Raw genomic sequence first — 25,898 nt, forward strand, 5'->3', positions numbered from 1 at the left:
TCGTTCGCCCTGAAACCTACTCACCAAAGTCCGTGAAATGATCGGGGAATCCCTGTTTTGTTGGCCGAGATTCTCGTTTTGTTGGGGCCGGGCAACGCGCACTTCAGCGCATCATCAATGTCCCCAACTTGTGTACGCGGTTTCGCGGCTTGACCTCGACCAAAAGCGCCTGGCCGGAGTGCTTGATTCTGCGAGCGTTCGTATTAGTGTACCGATACATCATGACAAGAGCGCTCAAAGACTATTGGTTCTGGCTGGCGTGTTGCCTTTTTGTTGTGTGCACGTTCGTATTCTTGAACCCCTACTCGTTCGACCCGTGTATCCCCAGATTGCTCTGCGGAGGAAAGGCTGTGAATGCTTGATCGGTTCACAAACGCGATAACAAGCGAATGGGCTACCAGGCTGGCCCTCGCTCTTTCTTATGTTGTCATGGCGGTGTTGGCACTCAGCCTCGTCGCAGCGATTCTGCTCCACGGCTCTGCGAGCGAGAACGCCCTGATCGCCTATCTTACCCCGAGGTATTACCGACTCGTGTGGGGACTGTTCGCATCGGTCGTCACGGCGGCATTCCTGGCAACGAGGCTGGATGCTGCTCGCAGGAAAGAGAAGCCCTTCCACGCGATCGCGGCAGATTGGGTCCGAAGCGCCTGGTCTTGGCTGGCGTTGCGGTCCCCATTGTGCCTCAGACTACCGATTATTGCTTGCCTGATGGCTGCTTTTGCTTTCTTCATTCCGTCTCAGGAAAACGCAAGAATCACGTATGCCTCGCCGGATGTGCCGGCGCCAATCGCCGGCTCGCCGCAATTGATAGCCGAGTCTCGAGGCGCGGGTGTTAGCGGTTATTCTCGCTGGCGACTTGGGGATCAGGTCTTTTACGTAAGAAGCAGTGGCTTCGGTCTGGGAATCATTTCGCCTCAAACCGGACGAATCATCTGGCAAGGCTCGCTCACGCACGAGACCGCGGACGACGGTCTGATGTTCTCAGAGGTCCTTGCCGGCATTCCCGACGACATCGTGACTGTCGTGGTCGCCCACGATTTCTCGTCAGCATTCCTTTCCAAGGAGTTTCATACTCTGCTGACCGAAATGGGATGCAGCATCGAGGAGAATCCCGTCTGGAACGGGGGGCACATTCTTATTTCGGCGCGAAGAGACGGTCGCTTCTCCCCGGTCGCGGAGCTATGGGGAAAGCACGCCGTTCTTGCGCTCGACCCCAACCCGGTCATGAGGCTCTACTTCCTGTTCAGAAGGGTCCTGCCGGAGATCAACACAATCGCCCTGATCGCCATTCTTGTGCTCCTGATGGCCGCCTTTGCTAGGGGCAACCACGACACAGAGTGGCCAAGAGCTTTCAGAATCGGCCTGATCGGTGGTCCCATTCTGGGCATCGCGGTTCTCTGGCTTCTGCATTCAAGAGCCTTTCTGATTGTCTCGGCGTCACTTGCGATCCTTGTGGGAACCTACCTGTGGTATCGTGACGCATTCCTCAATCGAAAGAAGCTAGCCTACAAGATCATTGTTGCCGCAATCGCCCTTGTGGCCCTTTGCTATCCTGATTTCCTCGCAAGAAACTACGCGTTTGTCCGGCTCCTGACTTTGTCGGTCGCGCTGTATCTGGCGTGGAAGGCCTATTCGCTACTCTTCGGTGGAAGCCGGCTCGTGAGCTATTCGCTATTCGTCTTCTTCGCAACCAGAATCCCACTCGCGCTCATCGCCTACATCAGCCGCCTTTATTTCCACGGTGCACCAAAATCGTTGCGAGAACTGCTGGTGCATTGGGACGCCGCCTTTTATGTTGATATCGCCCAAGCCGGATATGAGTTTTCACATCCAGGTGGGACACCGGCCTTTTATCCCCTATATCCCTTCCTGATCAGAGCGCTGCATATCCTCTTCGGCAATATGACCATTTCGGGGATTGTCGTCTCTAATCTGGCATTCCCGGTGGCATTGTGTCTCCTATACAACCTCGCCGCTAAAAAGTGGGGTGAAGACGTCGCAAGGAGGTCAGTCTTCTTGCTGGCAGTGGGGCCAGTCTCCTTCTTCTTCTCCGCGATCTACACCGAATCGATATTCTTGCTCTTCTGCCTGGCCTTCTTCTCATTGGCAGGCAGCCGAAAATGGCTTGCGGCAGGCATCTGCGGCATTCTGGCCTTGCTGACCAGATCCGTCGGAATCATCCTCGTGCCCGTCGGGCTCTGGGAATACGCCAAGCACATTCGCTTCAACCCAAGGAGACTGAGGCTGGACGTCGCCTACTTATTGATGATCCCATTGGGGCTAGTGTTGTTCGGCTTCGTCCAGTACGCCCAGACAGGCGACATGTTCGCAAGTGTGTCGGCCCAGAGAGCATGGGAGAGATATCCGATGCAGAACCCTATTTCAGTGTTGATCAGAGACTGGAAGACCTTCGATCTCAACATCTCCGTGCAATACTTCAACAAGCTGCAGGTTACCATAGCAGACGGCGCGTGCATCGTTGCTGCGTTCCTTGTTCTTATCTTAATTGTGCCAATAGGCCGTCAGCTCGGCATTCCGGCCGCGATATTCGTAAGCATGGGGGCGTTACTTCCCTTATCAACGGGAACTCCTAACTCCATGCTCAGATACGCTCACGTGCTATTCCCGATCTTCATTTGGCTTGGTATCAAGACTAGTAAAGAAAGAGTTTTCATGGCCCTGGCTGCCGCTTTCCTTATGATCTTGGTCTTTTTCACCATACTGCATTTCAATGGCATACTCATGACCTGACACGCCCCTCGCGCTATCCTAAGTCGCGAGGCACGTACTTCTCGAGCGATGGGCCAAGCGGCGCCTCTATGACGGCGATCTCATCATTATGATAAAGAAGCTTGAAGCCCATGTGCTTGAATAGATACGCCAACTGACCTTCATTGTGAGCATTCAGGGACAGGCGATGGACAATTATTAGCTTCAGGTTGAGCCGGCGCACTTCGCGCATCACAACACTAGGTGGAAGTTCCTCCAGGGTCTCAGCTGTCAGCTTCCCGTCCTGTGCCTGAACAATGGCATGCAAGAGCGGATTATGTGACAGCTTCTGAAAAACCCCTGGATTCATCCTTGATGCCACAGTCCCAATGACAGGTTTCCTATGGACGGTCTGCGCTGTGAGCCAATGCGACAGCTGCCCATCATTCCTGCCATACCAGTTGAGCGCATCCCCCACTCCGAACGGCACATCCAATACCGCGAACTCAACCGGCATTCGGCCGATGATGTCATAGAGTCTCCCGAAGCGCATTGGCATCGTCATGTATGGGGCATACGAATAGTCAACGAACAGGCAAAGCACCAGGAGGCCGATCGCAATACTACGATGACGTCCTGAGAAACGGGTCAAGATATAACGAAGCCCAAGCGAGGCCAAGCAGACGAGCGCAAGCTGGTATAGAATGACGAAGCGGGATGCGACCCGGATGAGATTCAAGATTGGGACGATCTTGAAAACGACTGTGGGAAGCGGAACAAAGACCCATTGGCCGAATACCGTTGCCCCCCCACGCCCCAGAATGTGCAGCCTATCTCCCAATGCAGCCACGGCAAATAGAAGCGCCAGAACAGCCCACAGCCACTTGGACCTCTCTCTAGCTGAATACATCGCGATCACAGCAGCGATCAGACAGGTTGTTCCGGCAAAGGCCAGACCCTCAACACACCCTGAATGCAAATGCCCGTAGGCGGGCCACACTAGCCAACCATAGGTCATACTGAATTCGGGCGGGACAAAGAACGCGAGCAGGTCCACACCGCCAGTGAAGCTCATCCAGGTGGGTGGGGCGAAGGAAGCGCCTGATATCAGCATTGACCGGAGCTGGATGACTAGGACGGGTGATGCAGCGCCGAGGGCGCATGCTGCGGTGACGACGGGACACCAGAGCAGACTGCGGAGGGTTCGACGTTCGAAGATGGCGGCGTTAATCCATAGGAGCACGAATAGGATGGCGGCAAAAAGAGTGTAGTACATAGAGACCCCTAGCTGAAGGCCGGCGAAGAGCCCAGCTAGAGCGGCCCACCGAAACTTGCCGCTTTTGAAGGCGCGCATTGAGAACATGACAACTAAGGGTAAGGGCCAAGAGCCAATCAGGTTGATGTGGCCGGTCGCGCGCACGAGCATATAGGGCGAGAAGCCGAACATCACCCCGGCGGCCACTGCCGCAATCCGATGGCCACACACATCGAACGCGAGCCTGTAGGCGGTGTACGCAGCCATGATGAGCGAGAAGAAGACGATGAAGTTGTAGGCGAAACGTATCCCGAACAGAACGTGAATCGGCAGAGCGATGATCTGATTGAGAGGACACAACGTGTGGAATGCAAGGTCCGCCCCGTATGGGTAGAGTTGTAGCGGGCAGAAGAACGGGCTCTGCTTGAGCTCTAAAATAGCGTAGCGGAACCACCAGTAGTTCCAGAAATTCAGATTCACGTCGCCCCAGCTGCCGAAGATCTCCCGCGTCATTCGAGGCGCAACCGGCCAGGTTACGGCTATCGCAAAGGCTGCCAGGAAGAGAATTATCAGCAGCTCGCGGCGCAGTCGGGGCCATCGAGGCCCTACCGGATGAGCTGTGTTTGGTGTCGCCTGTTCCATTTGTTGCTCCAAGCTACAAGTTTCATTCTCGTGACGTGAATCTACGCCCTGGTTTCACGAAACGAAAGGCGGCGGGCTTATGTTGATCTTATGATGGCGCCGACGCAGAATGACAATGAGAAGCACTTGTGGGAAATGGGATTGAGGTAGGAACAAGATGGCGACATGGAAAGGGAAGGCAATAGGAGCAGGCCTCGGCTGGTTCCTGATGGGTCCGCTTGGGGCGATCATTGGCGCCGTAATCGGGCACGGATACGATGAGAAGGCCAATAGGAGGGCGGCGCTTGAAGGCCACGGGGGTCCGGGCTCTGACCCGTGGGCCGGACAGACACACGCCTACCAACAGGCACAGCGAGCCAGGCCGCGGCAGACATACGATCGTGTCCGCGACCTCTCAAATGACGACAGGCAGCTTATCTTCGTGACGAATCTGGCGACGCTGCTGGTCTCGGTCGCGATGGCAGACGGCGTGTTTAGGCCCGAGGAGGAGCGCTCGATCCTCTCCTTCTTTAAGCGCAACGGCTTTGCAGGCGGCGATCTGGACCTCATAAAGCGCATCGTGAAGGAGGTTGCTCGACAGAAGCCGGACCTGGCCGCCGTGTGCAGTGAGTTCAGCCGTATCGCCAAGCGACAGGACCGTCTGCTGCTGCTCAGGACGCTCTACATGGTTGCGATGTCTGACCGCGAGTTCCATCCCGAGGAGAGGCGCGTCATCGACGCGATAGCAAAGCATCTCAGCATTTCCGAGAGCGAGAAGCGGTCGATAGCGTCCGAGTTCGTCTCGGACGAGGACCGTTATTATCAGGTGCTCGGTCTGTCCGAAGGCGCGACTGATGAGGAGATCAAGAAGGCCTATCACGAGCAGGCGGGGAAGTACCACCCGGACCGTGTTTCGCACCTCGGCAAGGAGTTCATTCAGCTTGCCAACCAGCGGTTCCAGGCGATCAACGAGGCGTATCATGCACTGCGGGACGCACGCCGACATGACGACTGAGACGGTCTCGAAGTCACAGAAGTCCGATGGCTGATCCCGCAGCAGCACGGGGCCAGGACGATAGCCCCAAACAGTTCTCGATCGCATGCCTGTCTCATCTGACCTGGGACAAGAACCTGTTCCAGAGACCGCAGCAGGTGATGAGCAGGCTGGCGAGGCGCCATCCGATAGAGTTCTTCTGTCAGGTGCCCACGAGGCTGTTCTGGTCTCTTCCGAGAGAGAGCACGTTTTGCTACAGTTTCTCGCCCGATGCGAACGTCAACGTCAACTACCTTCCGTTCGTGCCGATGACCGGCAAGTGGCGTTTGTTCAGGAGCATAAACCGGCGGCTTTACACGCGTAAGGCCGCCTCGATCATCAAGGGGAAGTCCACAAGACCGCTCGTGCTGTGGCTGTATCACCCCAAGGATTATCGGATAATTGACCTCCTTGATGTTGACCTTGTTGTCTATGATTGCATGGACGAGTTCCGAGCCTTCATGCACTCGGAACCTGAGACGAGGGAGTGTGAACGGCGCTTGATTGGGCGAGCTGACGTCGTCTTTGCCGGCGGGCGTTCCCTATTTGAGGCCAAGAGGGCATTGAACCGCAATACCCATCTCTTCCCCTGCGGCGTGGAGTTCGACCACTTCGCACGGGCTACGGCCCCGGATACGGAGCTTGCCGATGAGATGAGGCAAGTGCCTCGGCCCATCATTGGCTACGTTGGGGCGGTTGACGAGCGACTCGACTATTCGCTGCTCGAGGTAAGTGCAAAGAAGAGCCCGGGCTGGTCATTTGTGCTGATAGGGCCTCTTCTGAAGGTCAATCCACAGAGGCTTTTCGGAATGCCGAACGTCTTCTATCTCGGGGCCAAGCCATACGCGGAGCTTGCGAGTTTTATGAAGGCGTTTGATGTGGCTATGATGCCGTTTGCGCTGACGGAGTTGACGCTGAAGATCAGTCCGACGAAGACGCTGGAGTACATGAGCGCTGGGCTTCCGGTCGTCTCGTCCAGGGTGCCAGACGTGGTCGCAGACTACTCCGAGCTCGTTGAGTTTTTCGACAGCCCCTCGTCGTTTGATGACGCAGTGAGCCGATGCCTGAGACTTGGCTCCGAGGCTAGAGCCCGGCTCGAAGATGCGGCCAAAGGTAAGTCATGGGAGGAAATGGTCAACGCAATGGAGCGGCTCGTGGCGCGGGCGCTCGCAGCGAAGTAGGCTGGATATATGTTGCGTTCTGGGCTGATGATGCTTTCGATGCTTCCGAACGGCGGTTTCCTGGCACTGGAGGTAGCGTCGAGTGGTCTGGCTGCCTCTTCAGGCGGTGAAGAAATGTGCCGCCGGCGCTCGCCTGCCAACGGGCGACGCGGCAGCTGGCGCGGGGCCGTTGTGCGCTCGGGTTGACGTCTGAGATTCCACTTTCGTTCGCCGTGGGATGGGACTTAAGGGCATCCTGCGTAGCGCATGCACCAGGAGGTTCTTCCTAATTATCGAGCGACTCGCCTGCTTGGCGAGCTCTTTCTGAAGCGGCGGGCCGGTCTTCTCAATCTCTCGAAGGGCGGGGAGAGCGCGTCGCTCGCCGATGGCACTCAGGGCTCTTATAGCTGCGTCGCGGTCTCTCCATGCTGTGTTCGGATTGCTGAGCGTATTGACGAGCTCATCAACCGCCTGATTCGCCACGGTGTTTGTGTCCCGCTCGGAGTGTGGCAAGGAGGACAGCAAACTACCGAGCACCGCGAACGACCGGTGTTTCTCTCCTTCCGGTCGTGCTGGCAGTGATTCGAGCACTTGTTGGACCTTGTCAAAGGTCTTCTGGACTTCCCGTAGTCTTAGTATTCTCTTGTAGATTCGTTCGATAGCCTTGCGAGAGATCGAGACCATTCTGAGCTGCTTCGGACTTGACGCAGACCGCATCATGGCAAACTTCTCAAGCAGTGCCAGCATTGTGGAGTATGATTTGAGGTTCAGCCCGCTTATGTGAAGTAGGATGCCAGCTATCTCGAGCCTTGATGCGTCGCCTCCCGAAAGGCTCGCCTGCTGGAAGATGCGAATCGCTCTTGCGACGAGCGTGTCATTTCGCTGCCAGGCCCGAGAGTTGATAATAGAGCCGATTGCGCGGATCAAAAGCGGCAGCCGGAAATCATCCGAACGCATCAACTGCTCCGCCTGACCGATGAGTACCTCAAGTGAGGCGTCGGTCGTGACATTGCCCAAACAGGACGCCGCGTCGGCGATGAGCTCCGGCGTGTCGCATCTCAAGAGAAAGTCTTGGATGGTTGGGATGCAGGTGGGGTCAGCAATCCTTCCCAGACTTTTGAGCGCCTCATGTGCAACGTCCGGGTCATCGTCGAAGACCAGAGGGACGAGCTCAGAGACGGAGTCCTTGTCTGCCAGCCGGCCGAGCGCTGCTGCTGCTGAGCTTCTGATCCGGTCCTTCTGGTCCCCAAGAGCGCCTCTGATCTGTTCCTTCATTTTCAGTCGCTCCAGGGCTTCCATCGCGGAGTTGCTGACCGTGTGGTTAGGGTCATCAATGAAACCACGGATCACATCGCGTGCGTGGGGACCGGGTGAATTGGCGACCGCCTGAAGCGCCGCCAGGCGCACTCGCCAGTCGCTTGACTCGATGCTTTTGGCGAGAAGTTCACAGCAGAGCGGTGTTCGTGAAAGGCCCACGATCTCTATTGCTTTGAGCTTCGTCTGTTTGTTCTTGGAGCGGAGATCGCGGGCGGCTTCCCGAGCTGCCTCAGGATGCTCTGCACTAGCGGACTTGAGTGTCGCGGCCAGCGCCTCTAGGTACGAGAGATGTTCCCTGGGGCTGTAGGGGTCCTTGAAAAAGGCCGTCTCACGAACCAGCTTGAATATCCTGAGCCTCCTGAAAATGACCCTTAAGGCGCTCTCGGTGCCTATCATGCCAAGACCCCTGATCACGGCGTCTTGAACCACAGGGCGGTTGAGCGCAAGGGCACTGGTCAGCACAGCTACCGCGAGTTCGCTGTCGCATATAGCGATCGCTGCGGCAGCCTTGCGTGCGACCGAAGGGGGTGTCTTGTCGGAGAGCAGCCGCTCTGTGTGAAAGATTATCGGGTGTTTCCGAAGCAGTGTTTTACAGCCTCTCTTGGCCAGAGTCCTGACTGTTGAGTTGGGATGTGTCTTCGCCAGTCGATCAAGCGCGAGTTTGGTTGTGCACGAGGGAATGAATGAGAGAAACCTCACCAAGAGCCAAGCTCGCTCGGGCGCTTCTTCTGTTTCACAGAGGTAGAGAAGCGCCGCCGCTGCACGGGATTTCCCAATCGTCTGGACCTCTTCCTCAAAAAAAGTCAGACGCGTGCTCGAATCTACGTTGGCCACAGCATTTGCGATACGCTTGGCATCCCGCACCACTGCCTCATCGAATACATCTGGTAAGGGCTTCAATCTGCCCATGTGATCGACGATATCGATAGGATCGAGGTCGAGCGCACCACTGAAAAGCGAATCCGTGAGCGCAGAGCTCCCCTCGGAAAGCCGCCTCGTGCGGCAGCGAATCCGGGAGACACTCCTGATCGAGGCGCCTATTGCCTCCCTATAGGCGAGTGGGCTTGTCTCCTCAGGGGAGACAGCGAGCACGCCGCATCCGTTCAGGACCGCGACGTCCGCCGCCCCGAGCTCCGAGTGCATGATAAGGAGCGCAGCGTCGGGCTGCCGCTGTCTCACGCCCTCGATGAACTCGAGCAAGAACTCATCCGAGACGCGCATTGCCCCTATGACGAGGTCGATCTTTTTCTCTTGAATGTGTTCGAGGGCCTCCTTCAGCTCTGAGAAGACCATCAGCCGAGCGCGGCTCGAGGCGAAAACTTCCGAATAAACTGCCGCGCTCTGCGGGTTCCTGTCGAGGACACAGACCGAGAATGGACGAGCCTCACTCTGTTCAGGCAAAACTTCTCCTTGCCCCAAAACTGGGCCTGAGATAAGCCATCAAAACGGCAATAGCCATGCTCCCTCGGCAAACCTGACCACTTGATACATCCTGATTCGGGCGCAGGTCTGCCTGTTCAAGAATCTCTCGCCACCGGAATCATCGGAATTACTACCCGATCGGATTAGCCTCTTGTGCGTCTTCTCGACCGTGTAGAATGCGACAGCCCCAGCAGTCAAGCCGTTCTGACGGTTGCTAGCTGCCCAGAGAGATGCTCTTCCCGTCCATGTATGCCGGCGGAGCGACACCGAGAATCGCAAGCGCCGTGGGAGCGAGGTCTAGGATTGTAGGCCGTTTTGTCATGATCCGTCTGTTGCAGAGAAGGATGCCCGGGGTGATCGCGACATCGAGCGAGCAGTGGTCTCCCGACCACTTGCGGTCATTATCTACGAAGACGTCTTTCGAGATGCCTCCCAGCGTGCTCTGCCACGAGACTCGATAGTTGCTTGCCGTCGCGACCTGGAGGTCTGGAGCGTCATCAAACGCGGGCCCGAAGTAGATGTCGTCGCGGTCATAGACTGTCCTTACCGCGACCTCGCCGGTCTTGGGGTCCACGAGTCCGGACAGTCTGGCGATGATCTCCTTCTTGAGCGAGCGATACTCAGGCCCCTTGGACACGGTCCCGAAGGCCTCGCGACCTCTTAGGTTGATGTAAATCTGCCCCAGGCCAAGCGAGTAGGCCTTGGTCCTCTCGAAATCGACGTTCGGCCAGAAATCACCCCGGCCGAAGAGGCCTTCTAGGTTGTAATCGCTCTTGCTCGCTCCCGAAAACTGCATGTAGCCGTTGCGGACGAGCCATGTATTGAGGTTGACGCCGCGCCTAAAGGAATGGAAGGCGTGGTCGGAGAGCACTAAGAGGGTGGTGTCGGGGCCGATCTTTGCCAGCAACTCACCGATGACGGCGTCCATCCGCCTGTAAGAGTCGAGAATGGGGTTGTGAAGCCGTGAAGCAAGCGCTGCGTCGAACAGCGGATGGCCCTTGTCGAGCAGTCGGAAGAAGGCATGTTGGATGCGGTCGGTGCCTGAGAACAGCATGAATAGTAGGTTAAATGGGAGAGTCTCGAGCGCGAGATCAAGCATGCGCTTCCTTGCCTCGAATGTGCTCACCGCGTCCTGCAAGAAGGTCTCGTCCGAGAGCTTGCCCTCGTTGAGCGCCATCGTGTCGATTGCCCAGCCCTGGGTCTTGAACAGGCCGATGCGCTCGGCAATCTCCCGCGAGAAGCGCTTTGGATAGCAGATAGGGAGGACAGGGTCGGTGGGATCGATGTTGATCGGCGTCATGTAAACGCTCACCTGCGGCGAGACGGACTCAAGGTAGAAGCGGGCGATACCATTCGCAGAGACGATTGGGGTTACGTCGAACTTGATCGGCACGAAAGCAGACCACTGGCCCGGTTTGATCGCGATGCTGCGGTCCGAGACCTCGACGACGATCTCGCCGGCGCCTGTTCGCTGGAAGGCGATCGGCGAGACAAGAACTGGCCTGCGGCTCTCGAGCTCCGCTTTCTTGCGCACAAGTTCTGCCCTTTCCTCGTTGAGCGAGGCGAGGCGCCGGGCGCTCGCGGCAGATGACGCGATCCTATCGTCTATCCTGGCGATGTTGTGAGCCATCTGCTCTTTTTCTTGGAGCAGAACGGGGTTCCAGGGCCCCTGAACCTGTGCCCGAGCGACGTTGCCATGAAACTCGAGCCTGACAAGTTTGCCCCCCATCTCAGTATCGCCAGTCTCAACGTCAGAAAGCCGCGTCGAGAAGTAGTGATAGGTTCCTTGAGTGCCCCTGAGGTCGGGCACGCCCAGCCCTGAGAGAACGTAGCCGCCCTCGAGTTCCTCCGGCTCGAAGCTGACCGGCGCAAGCAGCACTGTTGTGCGGATTCTGTGCTCGCTCGCGATCTTCCAGAACGTTTTGCCCTGCCGGCCGCAGATGGCTCCCGGGGGGCTGATCGGGATCAGCCCGAACAGGAATCTAGGCCGCTTGGGCTGGGCGATAGCGATGCTGGGGACGTAGGTCTTCGGGTCGCGTCTCAAAAAATCGAATATCCCGTGCTTCCCAGGGTTGCACCCAGTATTAAAGGAAGCCCATGCAACCGGCGATTCGGGCGGATTGGTTGTCCCCAGACGCCGGTAACCACCGAGGCGCATCAACTTCCGAACGTTCGGGAGCAGCCCTTTCTCCGCCCAGGGCTCAAGAAGATACGGAGAGACCCCGTCGAAGCCTACAATGATGACCTTCTGCCGGAGGTCTCGCATCCGGCTCGACTGGCACCCAGTCAACCCAGCGAGCGAGCCTAGCCCAGCTGCCGCACCGGCGCCGCCCACGAGCCGCAAGAACTCTCGTCTGGTAACTCTCATTGAACGCAGCCCACAATGCGACCGGTCATGAGACCTCCATGACCGCGGCGCCCTGTATCTTGCTCTGCTTCATCCGCAGCAGCGCGTCGTTTGCATCTTGAAGGGCGAACTTCTGCACCTCGGTGCGGATGGGTATCTCGTCGGCGAGCTTCAGGATGTCGATTGCGTCCTGTCGTGTGGCCGCCGTTACACTCCGGAGCGTCCTTTCGTTGTAGAGATACTTGTCGTAATCCATCTCGGGAATCGGGTTCATGTAGATGGAAGCCAGCGCCAACGTCCCGCCCTTCTCAAGCGACAAGAGTGCGTCGAGCGTGAGCGGGCCGCTCGGAGCGAAGTGGACCGCAGAATCGACCTTGGCGGGCGGCCTATCCCTGGAAGTGCCCGTCCAAGAGGCGCCCAGCTCTTGAGCGAGCCTGCGGTGTTCCTCCGACCTTGAGAAGACATAGACCTCGCAGCCCCAATGGACAGCAACCTGTATGGCGACGTGAGCCGAGGCGCCAAAACCGTAAAGCCCGAGCCGCTGGCCGGGCCTGATCTCACTCAGCCGCAACGCACGAAAACCGATCACGCCTGCACAGAGAAGCGGAGCGGCGCCTACGTGCGAAAAGCGGTCGGGAATTGCGTAGGCGAAGTCCTCGTCAACAACCATGAGCTCAGCGTAGCCCCCGTCAACGTCAAATCCCGTGAACAGCGCCTTCTCGCAGAGATTCTCCTTCCCAGAAATGCAGAACTTGCACTTGCCGCACGTCCGATATAGCCACGGGACGCCGACCCGCTGGCCTAGTTTGAACCTGCCCGCTCCCTCGCCTCGTTTGTCAACCAAGCCGACTATCTCATGGCCGATAACGCGTGGAAGCCCGGGGACTACGAGCTCGCCCTCGACCTCGTGCAGGTCTGTATGACACAGGCCGCAGGCCAGAACTTTGAGCCGAATCTGCCCCGGGCCTGGCTCAGGGTCAGGAAGGTCAGTATAAACAAGAGGTCTTTCTTCAATAGGTTTTGGCTCCCTGAGCAACATCGCTCTCATCGCAATCTCCTTCGATGTGTTGTCCAGCTCGTGTACGGCCGTCTTCGCAAGTCTTTTGGGGTTTTACCACAAAGAAGCACGCGAACACAGACAGATGGACCCGCTGAGGTTCTCTTTCTCCATTCCTGCTGATGTTTTCCCTCCCCAGAATCCTCATCCGAACGGGAAGGAGGGGATGTGTGCGGCTGCTCCAATTCCCCCGAATGAAGAGACTGTCCAATAAGTCCGTTTTGCCTATGTAGGGGCGATTCACGAATCGCCCTGGTCTGATCCGATCGGGCGCGTTAAGGGCGGTTCGTGAACCGCCCCTACACGACGTCGATGTCGTTCTATAGCCACATTGGGGACGGCAGGTCCGGCGGCGATGCGCCTCCCCATCACTTCCCGTTCTGGCGCTCTTCGCCGGAAGAGCTGACGAGGTCGCGGAGCACCTTGGCGACGCCCTTCCTGATGTTATAGACCTGCAAGGGCTGCACGCTCGGGTTGGACAGGTCTCCATGGACACAGAAATAGACTGGGACGATCGTCTTGTTGTGCAGAGTTATGACCGGCCCGACAAAGGGTATCTTGTGCGCAATGTTCCCCATAGTCGGCATCAAGAAAACGCCGATGGTCGCCTCGATCGTCCCGCTCATCAGGTCAACGTCGCAGACCCCGGTCATCTTCATCGAGCTGGCATCAACGACGAGGTCGCGGGTAGATAGAACGCCGTCGTCGAGCGTTGCCGAGCATTTCAGAAGTTTGTATGGCGTGCCCAAGGTCACGAAGTCCCTGAAGTCCATCTTGAACACTTTGAAGATGTCCATTAGCGAGAATATCTTGGAGAGTATTCCGAATCTCTTGATGACGCCGTCCCTCGATTTCAGATCGAACCGTCCCCTGGCGAAGTTCAGAAGCTCGTCTGCGTTGCTTCCACAGCCTTGAAATTGCCCCGAGACCCTCGCCCTGCCGGTCGCAAGAACCTTGCTTATGCCCAAGAGCTTAAGGAGCTCCTCGAGCTTGACGTCTTTCATCTTGAAATCGGTTTCAAACGACAGGCCGCACTCTGATAGGAACTGCGACACGAGGTTTGCAGTTAGCGTTCCATGACAGAAGTTCGCCTTGAAATCCTCGATCTTCATGACGCCATTCCTGACCGGCGCCGTCAGATCAATCCCCCCAAAATCACGCTCACCGACGGAGAAATCATCGACGCTTAGCGAGGCATCCACCGTTCCACGCCCAATGAAGGGTAGGCTCTGGAGCTGCCCAAGGTCGCCGGGTGGTGCCAAAGGCGCGGTCACGGAGGTCGCCGGGGCCTTCTCGGCCGTCTTGGCCCCTGCTCTAGACAAGGCGTGCAAAAAATCCTCGGTATTGAGCCTCGGCGACTTGATCCTCACTTGGAGGACGTTCTCTGTGAAATTGGCGCGGGCGTCGAGCGACGCCTGCGACTGGCCGATCTTGACGGTCAAGCTCTCAACGGACAAAAGACCCGGCGAAAGGTGGAGAGAGCCGCTTATGTCAGTGAATCGCAGGCCTGCCCGCACCAATCCGAGACCGACCGCGTTTGCGCGCAGTCGCGAGTAGATTGCGGCGCCGTTAGGGATTTTTGGTCCGAGCTCGCCCTTGACACTTAGGATGAACTCGCCCGCGGCCGCGTTGGGGTCGAGTGCGTGCAAAAGCCGCGATACGTCGGCCATTCTGACCGGGTCGCCCTCGACCTCGAACTCAAGCCGAGGTTGTGCAAAATCAGCTGCGCCCCCAGTGATTTTCAGCTCCGACGAGCCAACCTGCACACTGCCTCTTAACTTGCTGAGGCGAGCGAGCTTTTCAAGCTTCGCAGCGAGCGAGACCGCGAGCTTCGCGCGCTCAGGGTCGAGGCAGATGTCCCCCCATGAGACCTGGCCCCGGGGCGAAACGTGCACATCAAGGGCAAGGTCATCTAGGACTCCCTGGGCATCAAGCTGGACTTCTGGGAACTCTGTGCAAGACAGTTCCTCGAGAAAAGTGGGGCCGAAGAGTGTCCTTAGATCAGAAAGCAGCGGTTTGGCCGAGAGGTGCACACGAACAGCAGTTTTTCTCCATTGCTCGGGTGCAAAGGCAGCCACGAGAGGTCCCTCCGCCTGCCCCGCGAGCTCAAAGTCGCTCTGTCCGAGCGCACCTGTGAGTCGCTCTATGTGAAGTTTGTCTTCGGCGAGCGCGATCTTGCCCGAGAGACGGGACAGGGCGAGGGGTAAGTCTCGATGCAACACCTGCATGTCCTTGATCGCAACCGAGCCTCCGAATCTTACCTCTTGCGGCTTAGCCAGCGGGAAGTTCGCAGTCGCCTCAATCTTGGCCTTCCCGGATGTAAAATCGAGCTCTTTGGCCGCACTTCTAAGCCTGTCAGGCATCATCTGGGCCGCAAGTAACTTTTTTATCGTCCCTCCATCTGTCGTCAAGACGAGACCAGCCTGGCACAAGTGCGACGATGGGCGTCGGTTGGGAGAGCCAGACTCTTCAGCCTGCACGCTTTCTGGAAAGGCCCTGAACCAGCCGGCAAGCTTGCCGGTCAGACCAGATTTGGGCAGGTTAGGGCAGAAGCTTGCGAGCTTGGAGACGTCCGTCTCGGCAAGGGACGCGGAGAGCTCCCACCCGGGCGAGCCGATGTGGGCGATTTTGCCGGAGCCTTGCACGACCACATCCCCGATGGCAACTTGCGCCTCGTCCCACGAGAGCTCTTCAAGGCCCTTTGTCGTTGCCGATGCCTGCACGAGGCAGCGCTCTCTCGCCTTCTTTCTGAACCATTCAGGATAGGCGATGTCATGCTCTGACAGGTCGGTCTTCAGCGAGAGGTTTAGCTTCTCGTAGCCGCCTTTTGCATTGGCCTCTATAACGGCAGCGGGGCCCCTGATAGAGAGCGAATCGAGGCCCGCCGCGTCCAGAAGCCTACGAACCAGCTGCTCGTTGGCGTGAACGCTTGCACCCGCCGAGAGCGAGGCCGAGGCAGAGAAGGGGTCAGCAATCTTCGCGGAGAGCCTGACAGCGGACTGGCCATTTAGGTTGGCAGAGGCATCAACCTCTGCCAATCGGGGAGAGAGCGTCGCCTCGGCCCTTAATGCGTCGATCGCAAGGTCGGGCGACCGCCACCGGGCGTTGCCTCCAGAGAGCGAGAGGCCTATCGTTCCGTCCCGAACGACCACATCGCCGGATAACTCGGCTAGCGCAAGGCTTTCATCGGCGGGAGAGACGGCCAGATCGCGGAGGATGCAATTGGCCGTGAGCAGATTCGGCACCAACGAGCTCGAATCGGCCATATCGCCCGCCCTGCCCGCCAAGTGGGCTTTTAGGTCGCGCAGCTCGCCCGAGATAGCCATCGCTCGGATTCTGCTCGTAGCGTTCGGCGGCAGCAGCCCAGCTGGCAGAAGGTCTAGGACCGTCGCGATGGGCAGCCTGGGCCCGCTGAAGGTGCACTCGATCGTGGCATCGCTGGAGCCCGGGCCTACGAGCTTGAATCTGCCAGTAAACTCGCTGTCGTCCACAACCACCGAGTAATGCTGAGCGACGAGGGCCGCCCCGTCGGCCTTCGCCAGGAACGAAAAATTGAGATTGTGCGCAGCACCCTTGCTCGACAAGCTGTGGTCGAGCGCGAGGCGCCGAACCAGCAGGTTACCTCTTAAGGACGTGTCGCCGTTGCGTTGAACATCGAAGGTCAGATCGAGGTGCGAGCTGCCTGAAATGCCGGCGGCACAGACATCGGGCGGAAGATATGTCTGAAAAAAAGAACACGGAACAGCGCGAGCGCTCACGTCTCCTGACAGACCGAAGGGCAGCAGTTGAGCGTTCTTGCGTGGCCCCGAGGGATCAATCCGAAGTTGAGCCCGGACAGAGCCTGAGGCGGCACGCTTCCCTTGGACCTGGCACCTGGCGCTCACTTGGAAAGGAACGTCGCAGTTCATGCCGCTTAAAGCAGCCTCGATGTCGTTGAGCGTAATCCTGATTGTTGCGGGTGATGCGACAGAGCGGTCAAGGAAGGTCAGGCGCCCGCCACTGATGGTGACATCGAGGCTTTCTGGAAGCATATCCGTGGACTTCAGAAAGCTGAATGGGCTGCTCGACTCTACTGCGGCGGAAGGGCTTTTCGCACTGACATTGGACTGCCAAGGCAGAACGGCGAGAATCTGTGGACCATATACGTGGACCTCCTCAACCCTGATCTTCCCGAAAAGCAGCGGGAGAACGTCCAGATCGATCCTGGCCTTTGGCACGGTGAGCTTTTCAAGCGGACCCGCTACTTCGGGAAGCTCTATGTCGCTAACGACGAAGCTTATGTCCGGCAAGATAGCAAACCGCCCGCTCTTGATCGTCACCGGTGAGCCAATGCCCGAAGAGAGGCCGTCTGCCAGCAACTGGGCATATCTGTCAAGGTTCACGAGATGAGGCGCCACGAGAGCCGCTGCGAGCAGGAGAACGGCCGCGACGGCAAGCCCGATAAGCAGCCTCTTGTGTCTGAAAACCAAAGAACGCATGGCGCTCTCCCCGTTAACTGGCGCCGATCAGCCCAGCGGGCGCATCACCGGTCATGCCGAAGATATTAGCGAGCTTCACTGGCGACTCTCAGGTAGTTTGCTTGGCCTGTCGCCGATAATGATAAGGATGACGAGGTCTATGACGGAGGCTGCCTGCGCCACACAGAGCGCAACGAGCGTGTATATGACTTTTCGGCTCACGAGGAACGAGAGGGTTTGATACAAGCTGGCCATACCGTCGGAGTAGCCTCTCATGGACAACGGGAGCTGCGTCTGGAACGGCACTGAGAGAAATGTGATGACGCCGGCGAGAATGAAACCCAGAAGATAGATGGCGCCTCGAGCGGGCCGGCCGATTCGGAAGTGCCCACCGCCCGGCAGGAACAGGCCGGCAACGATGGCGGAGATGCTTCTGGAGGTGCCCAACCCTGGCCCATGCTTAGCGCGCGCAGTCTGCCTCGGGTTGCGAGCTTCTGCGGACGGTAACTGCTGCCTGTCTTCCTTCTGCTGTGCCCGGCCATCGCGGCTCGTGCCGTTGTGGTGCTGCGTTGGCATAGTGATGCTCCTTGGCAAGCTTATGATTAAATGGTCTCGACCGACTTCTGGGGCACCCATCCTGTTAGGCCGGACTGGATGCTGATCTGATACCAGTTGTCCACCTTGTTGCGGACGCGGACCTCTGTCCCGCTGTGCAGTTCAAAAACCTTGGCGAACTCGTCTCTTGGGCCGCTTCTGGCCTTGACGAGGTCAGAGACGACTATGCCGTAGTTGTGATTGCTAAATGAGTGAGCTTTGATCCCTGTGTTTATCCCACAGAAGAGCACTAAGATGAGAAATATCACGGCTATGCGTAGGATGATCTTCCGAGTCTTATCGCGACCTGCGCGAGCCTCCATGCCTCTTGGCTTTCCCTTCAGAATCACGAATGCAATCAAAAGCGCCATGAACGCAACGTAAAGCGAAAGTGATACTATCGTCCACTCGTTGACGTTGAAGAGCGAGTAGATGTCCAAGAGCATCTGGGCCAGGATGTTGTGGTGCGGTGGCTCGATCTTGTCAACAATGCTGGAGCGGGCGAGGCTTAAATTGTGCGCTATCGATGCATCACGAGGCGCGAGCCTCCTCGCCTTTTCGTAGTTCAGTATGGCGTGTCCGAAATCCCTCATTCTGAAGTAGCAGTTTCCGAGGTTGTAGAAGAGGTCCGGGTTCTGGCATCTGGTTAGGGCCGCAGCGAGGAACCTGTCCTTTGCGCCGGCGAAATCGTCCTGCTCATAATGGCTGCACGCGTCGTTGTAAAGCTCGATCACGACTGCGGGATCGAACTGCGTCCGAGCAGGCAGCAGGGCAGGGCAGGCCACCGAGATGACAAAGACAATCAGCATCACAACCAACGACCGTCGGGCGGCAGACTGTCCGGCACTGCGGGGTGACATCATTGCGAGCGTTGCTCCGTCTCTTTCTTTGGCGCAGCGCGATGGAGTATCGAGAGCGTCTCCTCAACTCTTGATAGGACGTCCTGCATCTCCTGCGTCGAGCTTTTCTGCGCGGAGAAGCGATAGAAGTCGCAGACCTCCATGCACTCCGAGGCGAGCTTGGCGGCGTGTTTGCCCGCGTTGGAGTCGCCGATTATGGCGCCCACGGTCATCGCCGAGATGCCCGGCGCCGGCACGTCGAACTTGTCGGCTACGTAGTCAATGAGTGATTTGGCAAGCTGAGAATAGAACTCCTGAGGCGCATCAGAGTCCATGTGGGATTTCGCCCTTGCAAGCCCCCGGACGGCCTTCTTCCAGGCGCCGCGGACCTTGGTATCGCCCAAGACCTTCTCAACGACCACGTCTTTGGCGCAGAGGACCAGAAGCAGAACCGCAGGCAACAAGATGACGAGCAGTGCCGAGGTCCGCTTGTAGAGGTCCTGCCGGAAATCCTCAAAACGTGTCATCTTGGGCTTGATGTAGTCGATATCGGCGCCGGTCTGCCTAACGTCGGTTCTCTTTAGGAGGCCGCCAAGCGGCGTTGCGGGAGTTTTGGACAGGCTTCCGGTAACCTCGACCTTGATTGGTTGAGTCTTGAGTGTTTTGTATTTGGATGATTGCAGGTCGAAAAATGAGAACTCGGCCGGCGGGATTGTGTGCGACCCTGGTTTTCTCGCAACCATGACGAACTCGAACGATTTCGACCCGGAGATTGTGGACTTCTTGTTATCGACCGTTTCCTTCACGTTCGGCTCATAGATGTCGAAGTTCTCGAGCTCGGGCTTCGGGACCTGCTGAATAGTCTTCACGTTTCCCGTGCCCCATATTCTGATCCTGAGCGTCACGGGCTTGCCGAGCTGGACGCTTCTCTTGTCAATGGTGGAGCTCAGAGAGAACTGGCCGACTGCCCCGTGAAACGTCGCGGGTGCGCCGTTTGGGAGAGCCTTCACAGTAATATCAATCGGCTTCGTCTTCAGATGCCGAGGCCGCTGCCGGTCGAGATTGCGGAACGAGAACGTTGGCGAGAAGAACGTATCGACAGAACAAATAAGCGACCCCGGCCCGATGGTCTGCACGCCTGTGTTGGTGGGAAACAGAGCGGTCGTTATCTCCTCTACTCTGTAACGCCTGCCTCGGACCACAGCGGTATATGATTTTTTGCCCTGAATATCCTCCTTCCAGAAGTTCGTGCACGGCGGTGGAGTGTAGTCGGCCGAGGCAAGGTTGAATCTTGTGAAGAGCTTGAATTTCAAAGTAACTTGCTCCCCAAGGAACACCGTAGTCTTGTCAACTGAAGTTTCGATGAAAATATCCTGATCAGCCGTCGTCTCTTGCTCCGGCTCGAATGCCGCACCGCGATTCCGCGCCCAAGGCTGAGTCGGCTGTGTGCGCTGCCTCGGTTTCGCCTGGCGCCCCAGGACCTCAATCTGTATCGGCTTCGTCCTGATGGTTCTGGAGCCGGCTTTTGCGCGTATCGGGGGAATCTTCAGGACGCCGACTCGCTCCGGCTGGAGAACGTAGCGGTAAGTAGTGCTCGACTCGATCTGCATGTTGATGATGGTCATGCTCCGGGACTGCGACTGGGACACGATCGAGAAATCGTCCGAGATGTCCGGAAGGTCCGGTTCGCCGTCGATGCCCTGGGCTGCAACAATGAGTGTGATCTCATCGTCGATGAAGACAGAGGCTCTATCAACTGACGCCTCAATGGACGCCCCGCCAGCGAAAGCCGAGGCGCACAGAGCGGCGAGAATGGCCATTGTGAACGCGAATGCCCTGGTGCGGGATGCCAAACTGAGACCTAACATCCTACCAGTTCTTCTCCACGGAATAAGAGCGCGACTTGGGCTGATGCAGATTTCTCTCCACCTGCTGCTCCTGCTGTTTTAACGCCGCCAATATCTGCTGTATCTGGTCCTTGGTTAGCTGCTGAGGCTTTTGTGGTTTCTCTTGAGCTTGCTCGTTCTCTTTACGCTGAGCCTGCTTGTCCTCTTGCTGCTTTGGCTTCTCGCCCTTCTGCTGGCTCTGGTCCTTTTGGTCCTGTTTATCCTTCTTGTCGTTATCCTGCTGTTTCTTGTCTTGTTTCTGCTTCTGCTGTTTGGCACGAAGCGCAAGCTCGAGGTTATATCGCGACTCGGCATCGTCAGGGTCGAGCAAGAGCGCCTCGGTATAAGCATCAATCGCGCCCTTGATATCGCCCGCTTTCAATGAGGCGTTGCCCATGTTGTAGGTCGCGGACTGCGCAAGCGACCTCGGCGCATCCAAAGACGCGGTCTTGTAGCCAGCCCTCGCGTCCTCGAACTGCCCCTTTTTGTAAAGCACGTTGCCCATGTTGTATTGCAGCTTAGGCGAGTTGGGCATCCCCACCTGTGCCGCAGTGATCTTTGCCAGCGCCTCGTCCAGCTTGTTCTCGTTGTAAAGCTTTATGGCGTTCTCAGCATCCTGGGATGCGCTATCCTTCCACGAGAGCGCGGCCAGGCTCATCCAGACTCCGGCCACAACCAGGACCACCAAGCATTTAGTCATTAAGTGCTGCATGACCACTTCATCTTAATTGTCTCTTTCAACCTTGCACTTTAAGGCTCGATCGCCCTCATCTAGCCTCGGGCTTGGCCCTTGTCGGCAGCAAGGCTGCGATAACGATGAGCAGTATAGCCAACAGTAGTGGATACTGAAATCGCTCATTGTAGATCGTGTATGTTCTCGACTGAAGCTCCGTGGTCGCCATCTTGGATATGGCGGACCGGATCGGCGCCGTGCTTGCTATCTCGCTGGTTAGAAGGGCGATCTTCCCACCGGTTATATCGGCTATGCTCGAAAGCCCAGTGAGGTTCAGCTTGCTGATAACAACACTGCCGTCCTGAGCCTTCTGATACTCCTTGAGTTTGCCCGACTCGTCGCGTATGGGTATCGGCGCACCCTTGCCCGTCCCCATGCCGACAACGTGTATTACAGCGCCCTGCTTGGCCGCATCCCTTGCCGCTGCCTCGAGGTCGCCAGAGTGGCTCTCGCCGTCAGAGAAGACGACAAGCGTTTTGTACTTGCGTTCCCCGGCCTTGAATAGATTGCATGCTTTATCGATCGCAGATGGCAGTGCCGTCCCGCCAAGCTCCACTGAGCCCACCTGCACGCTCGATAAGAACATCGCAAATGCCCCATAATCCATCGTCAGCGGGCACTGAACGTTTGAGCGGCCCGCGAAAACAACCAGCGCTATACGATGCCCGTGGAGTTGGTCAAGCAGCCTCAGGACCGCAAGCTTGGCGCGCTCGAACCTGTTGGGAGCAACGTCCTCCGCAAGCATGCTCCTCGATGTATCCAGCAACACTACAACGTCAACACCCCGCGCCGTGAGCTCAATCGTCCGCTTGCCGAACCTCGGTTCCGCAAGCGCTACCAACACCAGCGCCACGGCGGCAATAGAAAGGCCCGCACGCCACCGACGACGCCTATGATCAACTGACCCTAAGAGACGGCCTAAAACCGTTACGTTGGCAAATTGCGACAGTTTTCGCAACGACCGCTTCTCTGACCAGCGGTATAGCAACAAAAGAAGCGCAACCGCCAACGGAATCAGGTAAAGATAGATAAGATTCCCAAAACCGCTATGAAGCGCCTCAGCAATTGTTTCAAAAAGAGTGTTCATCACGCATGCCCGATATTACTGTTTCAGCGCCGCCGGATCATCTTTGCGGTTACCTAGTTTAACAAGTGATGAGCAAAAACTGTTCTCATTCGCAAGTACGCCGCACGGGGGATCGGACCGGCTACTCGCCCACCTTGGGCCCTACCAGTTTCAGCGGTGGCCGGCCCGGACCGACAAAGTAGCGTTCATAGACCTCAGCCTGGCCGAATGAGGCAACCTTCAGCCACGTTAGAGAATAGCGAATGGCCTCGACCGTGGGATGCACCTCGCTGTTGGCATGGGGTCTGCTGCCTATGAAGGCGTATGCTGTCGCCGCACCCTCATTCCCCTTTTGAAGCTCGTCGAAGTAGAAGGGATTGGAGTGGGGCCTTCGGATTCTCCTGCCACACAGCGCTGGTATCCAGAGACCGCTATAATCATGTTCTGGGACATTCAAGATTATGTCCGTCTTAGCTGTGTTCTGCTTGATCCATTCAAACGCATTTAGGTCTGCCTGTGCCACGCCGGAGTTGGAGACCATAGGTCCAATATAATACCCGTGCAAATTGATGCAGGAATAGCCAATCAGGATACAGAAAAGAACCAACACTGCTGAAAGCCCACACGCCGCCTTGACCAGTTTGCGATCTCGACCGAAGGACAATAGCTCAAACAATAGGACCGCGAACACCCCCAGGAAAAGCGCTACACGAAGAAACCTAAAGCCGACTGAACCCGGGACAGTCAGATTGGCAACCATCCGAACGGTAACGGCGGCGGCAGCTAGCGCCGCGCAGACGACTGGCAGTATTCTCGGCAATCGTTGACCGAGCGAGGCGGACGGTTGGGCCTTTAACACTGAAATCGCCCGACTGTGGAGGCGGCGCATCTTGACCAACAGCCCTCCCAGGAGCAGCGCTATCGGGGCTATAAGCATAGCAGCCATCCGCTCCGGATACAGCGCGTAAGAGAATGGGAGCACCCAATACTGCGAATTGAGGATCAACAACAGGAATACGACGGAGGAGAGCATGATCCACATCCGCCTTCGCCAGCTGAAGATGCTGAAGAATAGACCTAACACGGCAAAGCCGACTATGTGGTACCTGAAGACGCGAGCCACGTACAGAGGGATAGTCCACAAGCAGTTGTGGATTGAGCCATGCCAGACATGGTCTGCATCGCGCTGCCACCACTTGACCCATTCGATCTCCTTGGGGCTAACATTCACCGAGTATCCGGCCAGAAAAGGCGTAACCAGCAACAATGCGATCAGAAGGACCCATGCGCATTGTGCCGCGCAGGCCTTTAACTCCTGCGCTCGCCTCAAGATCACCGCGCGGACCAAGAGGCACAACCCAAACGCTAGCAGGAAGTAGGCTGCGGCGAGGAATGGGATAGCGTGTATTAGCAGCGCAGCAGCCCATAAAGACGCCTGAGCAAAGAGGTCCGGGAGACGATGATTCTGCTTCAGAGAAAACAACGCCGCGAACGCCGCCAAGACAAGAGCAAGGGACAGAACTGTGGGATTGCCGCCCCATTCACAGTAGTCCTGAGGCACTCTCGCGAGGGAAGTTGCCGCCGCCGCGGTCACCAGCGAGATGGCTTGCGTGAACCAGACACGTAGAAGCAGGAACAGCCCAAATGTGAGAAGGACGTAAGTCAGGCCAGTCCAGATCAAGGTGCTGTTCTGAACCTCCATGCCGCCCATCAGCGAGCTGCACGCAGCAAGCGTCGAAAAGCCTATTGGATACTCGCCGAAGGAGTCGATAGGCAACAGCGGTCGGTGTGTTCTCGGTATCGAGTCGCTGTCGATTATGAGCCTTGCGTTGTAGGTGTGCATGCTCGGATCTGCCCCGGGAGGGGCATTCGGAGAGATGGCTGGCAAGAGCCGGGCTAAGACGATCGCGGCAGTCAAAACTGCCAGCAGCAGACATGCGCTCTTGCCGAGGCGCCTCGTTGGCTGGCGAGGCTGCCGTTTGCGGCTCATGGCCAGAAAGACCAGAATCCCCGCTAGTGCAAGCATCACCACCCAGATCAGCGATGAGAGTGAGATGGGGACGTATCGCGTGAGCCAGGGCAGCCAGGTCCAGCAGCTGATGCCGAAGAAGATGCAGTATATCGCCCTGGTGAAGCGGTCCAGGGATCGAAAGCCGCCCAGAACCCAGAGCAGCGCTGCGGGGAGAACGAACATCCCCACCGCCGGGAACAGGACCAGCAACACTAGGAGCACAATCATGCAGATCGTTCGGGCCGCCTCAGTGGACAACAGGTCGAGGGCAGCACGAAAACTTGCTTGCCAATTCATGTCTTCAGGGCCTGCCGTTGGTGATTCCTGTAATTGGTTCCTTATGAACCTTTTTTCCCTGATTATAGGCCCAACGGGGTTTATACCCCAAGCTTAAATCCATGCCCTATCTGATTTTTCGTGCGTTTTAACGGACGTTGACGCTTTGCGAGCATCGATGTAGTCTGTTGGGAGCATCTTTGATTCAGGTCAACGCTGTGGCAGATTGGGGAGGTTCAATCATGAGGTCTGTGGTCATTGTTCTTGCCTTTTTATCGGTTTTGCTTTTCATAGCTTTACAAACCTACGCGGCGGAGTATCACGTGAAGCTCGACGGGACGGGGGATTTCACGGCGATTCAGGAGGCGATTGATGTGGCGCGGGATGGCGACACGATCGTCGTTCATCCCGGCACGTTCTACGAGAACATCCACTTTGAGGGGAAGAACATCACGCTGACCTCGACCGACATCTGGGACCGGGACGTGGTTGAGGCGACGGTGATAGATGGTCAGCAGCTCGCCTCCGTGGTGACGTTCGCCGGGACCGAGGACGAGACCTGCGAGCTGAGTGGCTTCACGATCACAAACGGCAGGACCATAGACGATGGGGCAAGCGGCTCCGTCGTCACGTTCGCCGGCGCCGAGAACGAGACCTGCGAGCTGTCGGGCCTCACGATCACAAACGGTGAGATAGCCGGAAGGGGGGCGGGAATCAAGGGCCAGGACGCTGAATGCAATATACGGAACTGTATCATTACCGGGAACATAGCCACTGGGAGTATGTCGGACGGCGCGGGGATGGATCGTTGCTGTGGCGTGATCAGCAATTGCGTCATTAAGGAGAATGAAATCCTTGACGCTAGCCTTTACTCGGATAGAGCAGCTGTCTCCGACTGCGATGCGATTATCACAGAGTGCCTGGTTAGAGACAACAAGTGCAATGGGATGATATGGGATGATGGGGTAATGAGCAACTGTATCATTCGCGACAACTCCGGGATGGGCGTCAGAATGGTCAGTGGGATCATGTTCAATTGCACGATTACTGGTAACTCCGGCACGGGCGTTACGTGCTACGAGGGTATTATCTCAAACTGTCTGATCAGCTATAAC

Annotated in this window: 15 protein-coding genes; 4 read left to right on the forward strand and 11 right to left on the reverse strand. The window is 57.3% G+C overall.

All coding sequences use genetic code 11. From position 1 onward, the window contains the following. Window positions 1-354: 354 nt before the first annotated feature. Window positions 355-2,751: a mannosyltransferase family protein gene (locus VM163_10875; GenBank protein HUT04381.1), complete on the forward strand. Its 2,397-nt coding sequence runs from the start codon at window positions 355-357 to the stop codon at window positions 2,749-2,751. A gap of 13 nt (window positions 2,752-2,764) precedes the next feature. Here the strand turns inward: VM163_10875 and VM163_10880 are convergent, their stop codons facing one another. Further along, the gene (locus VM163_10880) at window positions 2,765-4,606 is read right to left on the reverse strand and encodes a hypothetical protein (GenBank protein HUT04382.1); all 1,842 of its coding nucleotides are present in this window, start codon (window positions 4,604-4,606) and stop codon (window positions 2,765-2,767) included. 157 nt (window positions 4,607-4,763) lie between these two features. On the opposite strand from VM163_10880, the gene VM163_10885 reads away from it, so the two are divergent. Together VM163_10885 and VM163_10890 are read left to right on the forward strand one after the other, a co-directional pair. Continuing rightward, entirely contained in the window at window positions 4,764-5,600 is an 837-nt protein-coding gene (locus VM163_10885) for a TerB family tellurite resistance protein (protein ID HUT04383.1), read from the forward strand. 26 nt (window positions 5,601-5,626) lie between these two features. Next, window positions 5,627-6,799 carry a glycosyltransferase gene (locus tag VM163_10890; protein HUT04384.1) on the forward strand — a complete coding sequence of 391 codons (1,173 nt, stop codon included), beginning with the start codon at window positions 5,627-5,629 and terminating at the stop codon, window positions 6,797-6,799. A 99-nt stretch (window positions 6,800-6,898) separates the two neighbouring features. On the opposite strand, the gene VM163_10895 is transcribed toward VM163_10890, so the two are convergent. The 10 genes from VM163_10895 to VM163_10940 all read right to left on the reverse strand — a co-directional run bounded on the left by VM163_10895 (window position 6,899) and on the right by VM163_10940 (window position 24,804). After that, the gene (locus VM163_10895) at window positions 6,899-9,496 is read right to left on the reverse strand and encodes a HEAT repeat domain-containing protein (GenBank protein HUT04385.1); all 2,598 of its coding nucleotides are present in this window, start codon (window positions 9,494-9,496) and stop codon (window positions 6,899-6,901) included. Window positions 9,497-9,731: 235 nt separating this feature from the next. Beyond that, entirely contained in the window at window positions 9,732-11,885 is a 2,154-nt protein-coding gene (locus VM163_10900) for an alkaline phosphatase family protein (protein HUT04386.1), read from the reverse strand. Between the two features lie 25 nt (window positions 11,886-11,910). Next, window positions 11,911-12,912, reverse strand: coding sequence for a zinc-dependent alcohol dehydrogenase family protein (locus VM163_10905; GenBank protein HUT04387.1), 1,002 nt, complete (start codon window positions 12,910-12,912; stop codon window positions 11,911-11,913). Between the two features lie 377 nt (window positions 12,913-13,289). Next, window positions 13,290-17,399, reverse strand: a complete 4,110-nt coding sequence (locus VM163_10910; GenBank protein HUT04388.1) for an AsmA-like C-terminal domain-containing protein — start codon at window positions 17,397-17,399, stop codon at window positions 13,290-13,292. Between the two features lie 75 nt (window positions 17,400-17,474). Further along, a complete protein-coding gene (locus tag VM163_10915; protein HUT04389.1) occupies window positions 17,475-17,954 on the reverse strand; it encodes a hypothetical protein in 480 nt (159 codons plus the stop codon). A gap of 26 nt (window positions 17,955-17,980) precedes the next feature. Next, window positions 17,981-18,835, reverse strand: a complete 855-nt coding sequence (locus VM163_10920) for an SH3 domain-containing protein (GenBank protein HUT04390.1) — start codon at window positions 18,833-18,835, stop codon at window positions 17,981-17,983. Then, on the reverse strand, window positions 18,832-20,679 hold the full coding sequence (locus tag VM163_10925) for a BatD family protein (GenBank protein ID HUT04391.1): 1,848 nt from the start codon (window positions 20,677-20,679) through the stop codon (window positions 18,832-18,834). Before VM163_10925 ends, VM163_10920 begins: the two co-directional genes overlap by 4 nt. A 1-nt stretch (window position 20,680) precedes the next feature. Further along, window positions 20,681-21,397: a tetratricopeptide repeat protein gene (locus tag VM163_10930; GenBank protein ID HUT04392.1), complete on the reverse strand. Its 717-nt coding sequence runs from the start codon at window positions 21,395-21,397 to the stop codon at window positions 20,681-20,683. A gap of 67 nt (window positions 21,398-21,464) precedes the next feature. Continuing rightward, window positions 21,465-22,517 carry a VWA domain-containing protein gene (locus tag VM163_10935; protein ID HUT04393.1) on the reverse strand — a complete coding sequence of 351 codons (1,053 nt, stop codon included), beginning with the start codon at window positions 22,515-22,517 and terminating at the stop codon, window positions 21,465-21,467. Window positions 22,518-22,638: 121 nt separating this feature from the next. Beyond that, window positions 22,639-24,804: a hypothetical protein gene (locus VM163_10940; GenBank protein HUT04394.1), complete on the reverse strand. Its 2,166-nt coding sequence runs from the start codon at window positions 24,802-24,804 to the stop codon at window positions 22,639-22,641. 221 nt (window positions 24,805-25,025) lie between these two features. Here VM163_10940 and VM163_10945 point away from each other — a divergent pair. After that, on the forward strand, window positions 25,026-25,898 hold an 873-nt coding region (locus tag VM163_10945; protein HUT04395.1), incomplete at its 3' end, for a right-handed parallel beta-helix repeat-containing protein.

The sequence above is a fragment of the bacterium genome (assembly GCA_035527515.1).
GTDB lineage: Bacteria > B130-G9 > B130-G9 > B130-G9 > B130-G9 > B130-G9.

Bases quoted from the DNA above. Each gene is read 5' to 3' on its own strand.
- VM163_10875 (HUT04381.1), top strand. From the start codon at position 355: ATGCTTGATCGGTTCACAAACGCGATAACAAGCGAATGGGCTACCAGG.
- VM163_10880 (HUT04382.1), bottom strand. From the start codon at position 4,606: ATGGAACAGGCGACACCAAACACAGCTCATCCGGTAGGGCCTCGATGG.
- VM163_10885 (HUT04383.1), top strand. From the start codon at position 4,764: ATGGCGACATGGAAAGGGAAGGCAATAGGAGCAGGCCTCGGCTGGTTC.
- VM163_10890 (HUT04384.1), top strand. From the start codon at position 5,627: ATGGCTGATCCCGCAGCAGCACGGGGCCAGGACGATAGCCCCAAACAG.
- VM163_10900 (HUT04386.1), bottom strand. From the start codon at position 11,885: ATGAGAGTTACCAGACGAGAGTTCTTGCGGCTCGTGGGCGGCGCCGGT.
- VM163_10905 (HUT04387.1), bottom strand. From the start codon at position 12,912: ATGAGAGCGATGTTGCTCAGGGAGCCAAAACCTATTGAAGAAAGACCT.
- VM163_10910 (HUT04388.1), bottom strand. From the start codon at position 17,399: ATGCGTTCTTTGGTTTTCAGACACAAGAGGCTGCTTATCGGGCTTGCC.
- VM163_10915 (HUT04389.1), bottom strand. From the start codon at position 17,954: ATGCCAACGCAGCACCACAACGGCACGAGCCGCGATGGCCGGGCACAG.
- VM163_10920 (HUT04390.1), bottom strand. From the start codon at position 18,835: ATGATGTCACCCCGCAGTGCCGGACAGTCTGCCGCCCGACGGTCGTTG.
- VM163_10925 (HUT04391.1), bottom strand. From the start codon at position 20,679: ATGTTAGGTCTCAGTTTGGCATCCCGCACCAGGGCATTCGCGTTCACA.
- VM163_10930 (HUT04392.1), bottom strand. From the start codon at position 21,397: ATGACTAAATGCTTGGTGGTCCTGGTTGTGGCCGGAGTCTGGATGAGC.
- VM163_10935 (HUT04393.1), bottom strand. From the start codon at position 22,517: ATGAACACTCTTTTTGAAACAATTGCTGAGGCGCTTCATAGCGGTTTT.
- VM163_10940 (HUT04394.1), bottom strand. From the start codon at position 24,804: ATGAATTGGCAAGCAAGTTTTCGTGCTGCCCTCGACCTGTTGTCCACT.